The sequence below is a fragment of the Achromobacter sp. 413638 genome (assembly GCF_043119405.1).
In the GTDB taxonomy this organism is placed as follows: domain Bacteria; phylum Pseudomonadota; class Gammaproteobacteria; order Burkholderiales; family Burkholderiaceae_B; genus Achromobacter.
The window spans coordinates 1-4,605 of the sequence record NZ_JBICCO010000157.1 but is presented as its reverse complement, the minus strand read 5'-3'; the positions used below and the strand labels follow the sequence as shown (position 1 = coordinate 4,605).

Genomic DNA, 4,605 nt, shown 5'->3' with positions numbered 1-4,605 from the left:
TCCGATATCGACAAGCTGCGCGACCAGACCATCGAGACGCTCATCGACCAGGCCAAGGTCATCAGCACGTTGCTGGCGGACTTCAAGGTGCGCGCGTTTCGCGATATCGAGGCATTTGTCGAGACAAGCGTTGAGCAGTACGGCGTGAAGTCGCGTAGCGTCAAGGGAAACCTGACGCTGACCTCGTTCAGCGGACGCTACATGATCCGGCTGCAGATCCAGGATCGCCTCGTGTTCGACGAGCGCTTGCATGGGGCCAAGACCCTGATCGACGAGTGCATCACGTCCTGGTCTGAAGATTCACGCGATGAGATCAAGGTGCTGGTGAACGATGCATTTCGGGTGGACAAGGCCGGCCAGATCAACACGGCTCGCGTGCTGGGCCTGCGTCGTCTACCTATCAAGGATGACCGCTGGCAGCGCGCCATGGCCGCGATCAGCGACAGCGTGAGCGTCGCCAACAGCAAGCCGTACGTGCGGTTCTACGAACGGCGCGAGGGTTCGGATGAATACGCACCGATCTGCTTGGACATCGCGGCGGTGTGATCATGACGATGGCCAGAAATCCGCTTTCGATCGCGCAGTGCGTGGGCTGCGGTTGTACCGACATCGACGCCTGCTGCGACACCAAGGGTAGCGATTCGTGCTACTGGCTGCGGGTCGATCGCACCCTCGGAAAAGGTGTCTGCAGTTGGTGCACCGAGTACGTGGTGGGCTGGGATGCCGGAGAACACGACAAGCGCACCCGCATCGGCCCGAGCGATGTATGACCCCGCTCCTCACCCCAAGCGATAAGGGGCCGCGCACGGGTAAATGCGCGGGACGTCCCAGCCTGGCCGGGCGGGCTTAGATCGACCCCGGATTTTTTCGACATGCACGCTTTCTTGAACGCCTTGCCCTTGTAGGGCGCTCCGGTAAGCGCCAGGAGCCAGAAATGACCATGCCCCCCGACGATACGCCGTCCGTGCGACGCCGCCACAAGACCCTGCAGGAGATGGCCGAGCTGTTCGGCATCTTCCTGGTCGAGCGCCTTCAGCTCACGGCCGAGGACGCGGCCACACTCGGCGATGAGCTGGTCGACCTGGTGCACCGTCATTACAGCGGCCAGAGCCTGTATTTCCCAAAGGATCGCGGCTATGTCCGGCTGGAGCATGACACCTACATCTGGCAGCACCTTCGCCGCGGGAACGCCTCGGAGATCGCCGCCCACCTGGGCGTGAGCTACGTGTATGTCTACCAGCGGTACCGCGTCATGCTGGCCGAGTCTCGTCGCCGCAACCAACCCCAGCTTCCTGGAATGGATTCGCCTGAGACCGACGGTGCGTAGCGCCAGCGGTCTGTTTCCACAACCGTAGAGAGTCCCCCTCATGAACGAGAACACCACGACGACAGCCATGAAGCCCATTCAACGCATCCGCACAGTGCTGGATGCCTACAAGACACCGGGCAGCCCGCTGAGCAAGGCGGCTTGCCTTGCTGAAATCGACGCCATCGTCGCCGACGTCGAGCGTATCGACCGCCTGACGGCTGTGGACGACAAGCTGAAGGTGGATATCTTGCGTGCCAGCATTGTCAATATCGGTCGGCTGCTGCCGGATCGCATGAGCATCGCATTTACGCGGCTGGATGCGGTCACCATACTCAAGCAGGTTTTCCCGGATGGCGAGACCCAGGACTGCGTTTTCACAGGCCACACGCCGATCTATGCCGTTCCGGTCGTGCCGGCGCTGCGAAACCTGGCCGAGGATCTCCAACATGGATAAAGACGACATCCTTCGCAAGATCGAGAAGTGCCTGGCGCTGGCGAAGTCCAGCGAGCCGGCCGAGGCCGCTGCAGCGCTGCGTCAGGCGCAGGCGTTGATGCGTGAGCACGGGGTATCGCAACTGGAAGCTCAGGCAATCGGCGCTCGTGAGTGCTCGGTTAAGGCCGCCGCACGCACGCCGAGCAGGCACGAAGCCTACCTTGCCGGCCTTGTGGCCGATGCTTTCGGCTGCGAGCTCATCCTTGCGAGCGGCGGAATCCTCTCCGGTGGAGTAGTGTGGCTGCTGGTCGGCTGCTCGCCCAATGTCGAGGTGGCACAGTACACCCTGCAGGTGCTCCTGCGGCTGATGGCACGTGCCCGCGCCGAGCACATCAAGGCCAAGTTGAAGCGCTGCGGCCCCAAGAACAAGACGGCTCGTGCCGATGCCTTCTGCCAGGGCTGGGTCGCGGCGATCGCCTCTCTCGTACCCCGCATGGAGTCCTCGGGCGATCAGAAGGCTGCAATCGAGGCCCACATGCAGCTGAATCACCCGAACCTGGGAAAGTTCACGCCGCGCAGCCGTGACGCCGGCGCTCGCGGCTGGGCCGACCAGGTCGCAGGCCACCGCGCAGGCGCTGGCGTTCAGCTGCACCAGGGCGTGGGCGCGAGCTCGGCGCCTTTGATGCTGGAATAGGAGATCCTCATGAAAGAAAATGATCGTCAGGCGAAATGCACACGCTGCCGCAATGTTCATCTGGAATCGGAGCGTGTTGAACGGCCCAGACCGCGCCGCTCCACCGCGTCCATACAGATGTATGACCGCTGCTGCCCTCGATGCGGCAGCAAGGAGTACTACGACATGACGCCGCAGGTAGCGTGGTGTTGGGCAAGCGGGCTTATCGAGATTGGCGACCGGCAACCCGCTGATCATGCTGATGGGAGCGGAGCGATCTTGATCGCCAGTGGCCCGAAGTTCGCTTTGCGGACACATCTTTCCGACCTCGCTAGGCACGGATATGGCCACAGCGAGGGGCAACTGCTCGTTCCGGGTGTGCCTGAAGCGGATGATCAACAACAGGCGGGTGACGCGTTGGAGGTTTGGCTTGCTCGGTGTCGTAGGAGCCGGTCAGCGCGGCAGGACGGTGTTGTTTTTGTGCTGAAGGAAGGCTGATTCAAATGGCCAGCCTCACACCTAGACAGCTTGCCGGCCGTCAGCGCCGTAGCCTGCGCGCCATTCGCGAGAGGCTTCTCAACATGGCCGAGGCGTGGGATGGCCTCGATCAATTCAACATGGGTGAGCTGACCGATCTTGCCGATCGCATCGAGCAGGTATTCGGCCAGCTGACCACCGATGACATCGAGGGTCAAGCATGAGCACCGCCTCGACGCCGCGCGGATCCGAGCGCCAGCGCCTAATCCGTCTTGTGCATATTGCCCAACGCGAACTGAAGTTGGACAAAGAGACCTATCGCGCGGCTTTGCTGACGGTCACGGGCGGCAAGAAGGACTCGTGCTCATCGATGAGTGCTGCCGAGCTGCAGCTGGCCCTGGATCACTTCAAGCGCTTCGGGTTCAAGGTGCGTCTCAAGCCTCGACCGAGCCGCCCGGTGGACACCGAGGCGACCAGCAAGAAGATCCGTGCCCTGTGGCTGCTGTTGCGCGATCTGGGCGCGGTCAATAACGCCTCCGAGGAGGCCTTGGCAGCATACGTCAAGCGGATCACGGGCGTTGACGCGCTGCAATGGATAGATGGCCGTCAGGCCGAGCGCACCATCGAGACCATGAAGAAGTGGGCGATGCGCCTCTTGCCTGATCATGTTCGGCATCTAGTCGATCAGGTGCGCGATCAGCGGCTCGAGCCAGCAGTTCTCGGCAAGCTGCAGGCCAAGCTCAACCTGGCCTTCACACGCAACACCTTCGAACCGATGCATGAAGCCCTTGAGGCTTTGCAGGCGGCGTTGAAATCCGGGAGCGCCTGGTCATGAAAAGAGTGCCGCGTCCCAAGATCGAGACCGAGCTGGGCACTGAGATCCTGTGCTCTCGTTGTAAGGACTTTTGGCCTGCTGACGGCGAATTCTTCTACACGGCCAGGGGCAAGCTGCATCCCTGGTGCAAGGCCTGCTATCTGAACGACGAGAAAGTCATCCAGAAGGCCGAGCGCTGGAAGGAAAGTCTGCGCGCAGCCCGCGCGGCGCGCAATGAGGGCGGTCTGCGCGAGGTCGTGCCGGCTCACGCCGGCTTTGTCGAAGAAGGGGGCACCCATGGCTGAGCTTCATTCGATCCCGTATCCGTTCGAGGTTAAGGACGTCGAAGGGCGGACCTGGCACCCCTATGAGCTGAAATTCCGTAGCCCGGACGGCACCTATGCCTGCCACATCTACGCCATCAGCGACGACCACGCCCGCCTCCAGCTCGATGCCCTCAAAGAGAACGGGTACATCGTTGCACGAACGATTGGAGCCTTCGATGCCTAAGGTGACCAGATATCGCGCTTTACGGCTGCTGGGATGCGGCTGGTTCACGGCGGCGGTGGTGGCAGGCGTGAACCGACTATTCGGCGTGCCTTCGAACGAGGTTCGATTCATGAACGTTGTCATCGAGATCAACGGTTGGGGCTCGCCAATGAGCTCCGCAGAGAATGATGGATTGAAGGAGAAGAGCACATGACCGCTAGGCTGGAAGACGAGATCCATGCCATCATTTCCGGCCAGAGCGACAGATCTTCCTGACCATGCGATCGGGCTAAATCACCCGGCCCGATTCTGTAAGGCTCTTGCAGTTCCATCCCGATAAATCCCTTCCCATCCCGCGGCATCCCGGATTTATCTCAGCGGTCTCCCCGGATTTATCTCTCTTCTCTTCA

Annotated in this window: 11 protein-coding genes; all 11 read left to right on the top strand. The window is 61.5% G+C overall.

Annotation, left to right across the window (positions count from 1 at the left end):
* Positions 1-546, top strand: a 546-nt coding sequence (locus ACEU5R_RS31760) for a DUF3164 family protein (RefSeq protein WP_392413875.1), incomplete at its 5' end; no start/stop codon positions are given.
* Between the two features lie 2 nt (positions 547-548).
* On the top strand, positions 549-770 hold the full coding sequence (locus ACEU5R_RS31755; RefSeq protein WP_392413873.1) for a hypothetical protein: 222 nt from the start codon (positions 549-551) through the stop codon (positions 768-770).
* 164 nt (positions 771-934) lie between these two features.
* Positions 935-1,327 carry a Mor transcription activator family protein gene (locus ACEU5R_RS31750; protein WP_392413871.1) on the top strand — a complete coding sequence of 131 codons (393 nt, stop codon included), beginning with the start codon at positions 935-937 and terminating at the stop codon, positions 1,325-1,327.
* A 40-nt stretch (positions 1,328-1,367) separates the two neighbouring features.
* Positions 1,368-1,763 carry a hypothetical protein gene (locus ACEU5R_RS31745; RefSeq protein ID WP_392413868.1) on the top strand — a complete coding sequence of 132 codons (396 nt, stop codon included), beginning with the start codon at positions 1,368-1,370 and terminating at the stop codon, positions 1,761-1,763.
* Positions 1,756-2,436 carry a DUF2786 domain-containing protein gene (locus ACEU5R_RS31740; RefSeq protein WP_392413866.1) on the top strand — a complete coding sequence of 227 codons (681 nt, stop codon included), beginning with the start codon at positions 1,756-1,758 and terminating at the stop codon, positions 2,434-2,436. The genes ACEU5R_RS31745 and ACEU5R_RS31740 overlap by 8 nt, the downstream gene beginning before the upstream one ends.
* A 9-nt stretch (positions 2,437-2,445) precedes the next feature.
* On the top strand, positions 2,446-2,913 hold the full coding sequence (locus ACEU5R_RS31735) for a hypothetical protein (protein WP_392413865.1): 468 nt from the start codon (positions 2,446-2,448) through the stop codon (positions 2,911-2,913).
* Positions 2,914-2,918: 5 nt separating this feature from the next.
* On the top strand, positions 2,919-3,116 hold the full coding sequence (locus tag ACEU5R_RS31730) for a hypothetical protein (protein WP_392413863.1): 198 nt from the start codon (positions 2,919-2,921) through the stop codon (positions 3,114-3,116).
* The gene (locus ACEU5R_RS31725; protein ID WP_392413861.1) at positions 3,113-3,727 is read left to right on the top strand and encodes a gp16 family protein; all 615 of its coding nucleotides are present in this window, start codon (positions 3,113-3,115) and stop codon (positions 3,725-3,727) included. Before ACEU5R_RS31730 ends, ACEU5R_RS31725 begins: the two co-directional genes overlap by 4 nt.
* The gene (locus ACEU5R_RS31720; protein ID WP_392413860.1) at positions 3,724-4,011 is read left to right on the top strand and encodes a hypothetical protein; all 288 of its coding nucleotides are present in this window, start codon (positions 3,724-3,726) and stop codon (positions 4,009-4,011) included. The genes ACEU5R_RS31725 and ACEU5R_RS31720 overlap by 4 nt, the downstream gene beginning before the upstream one ends.
* Positions 4,004-4,216, top strand: a complete 213-nt coding sequence (locus tag ACEU5R_RS31715) for a hypothetical protein (protein WP_392413858.1) — start codon at positions 4,004-4,006, stop codon at positions 4,214-4,216. The genes ACEU5R_RS31720 and ACEU5R_RS31715 overlap by 8 nt, the downstream gene beginning before the upstream one ends.
* Positions 4,209-4,409, top strand: a complete 201-nt coding sequence (locus ACEU5R_RS31710) for a hypothetical protein (protein WP_392413856.1) — start codon at positions 4,209-4,211, stop codon at positions 4,407-4,409. Before ACEU5R_RS31715 ends, ACEU5R_RS31710 begins: the two co-directional genes overlap by 8 nt.
* Positions 4,410-4,605 lie beyond the last annotated feature (196 nt).

Coding starts and splice junctions, on each gene's coding strand:
- ACEU5R_RS31750 (WP_392413871.1), top strand. CDS start 935: ATGACCATGCCCCCCGACGATACGCCGTCCGTGCGACGCCGCCACAAG.
- ACEU5R_RS31735 (WP_392413865.1), top strand. CDS start 2,446: ATGAAAGAAAATGATCGTCAGGCGAAATGCACACGCTGCCGCAATGTT.
- ACEU5R_RS31740 (WP_392413866.1), top strand. CDS start 1,756: ATGGATAAAGACGACATCCTTCGCAAGATCGAGAAGTGCCTGGCGCTG.
- ACEU5R_RS31715 (WP_392413858.1), top strand. CDS start 4,004: ATGGCTGAGCTTCATTCGATCCCGTATCCGTTCGAGGTTAAGGACGTC.
- ACEU5R_RS31725 (WP_392413861.1), top strand. CDS start 3,113: ATGAGCACCGCCTCGACGCCGCGCGGATCCGAGCGCCAGCGCCTAATC.
- ACEU5R_RS31745 (WP_392413868.1), top strand. CDS start 1,368: ATGAACGAGAACACCACGACGACAGCCATGAAGCCCATTCAACGCATC.
- ACEU5R_RS31755 (WP_392413873.1), top strand. CDS start 549: ATGACGATGGCCAGAAATCCGCTTTCGATCGCGCAGTGCGTGGGCTGC.
- ACEU5R_RS31730 (WP_392413863.1), top strand. CDS start 2,919: ATGGCCAGCCTCACACCTAGACAGCTTGCCGGCCGTCAGCGCCGTAGC.
- ACEU5R_RS31710 (WP_392413856.1), top strand. CDS start 4,209: ATGCCTAAGGTGACCAGATATCGCGCTTTACGGCTGCTGGGATGCGGC.
- ACEU5R_RS31720 (WP_392413860.1), top strand. CDS start 3,724: ATGAAAAGAGTGCCGCGTCCCAAGATCGAGACCGAGCTGGGCACTGAG.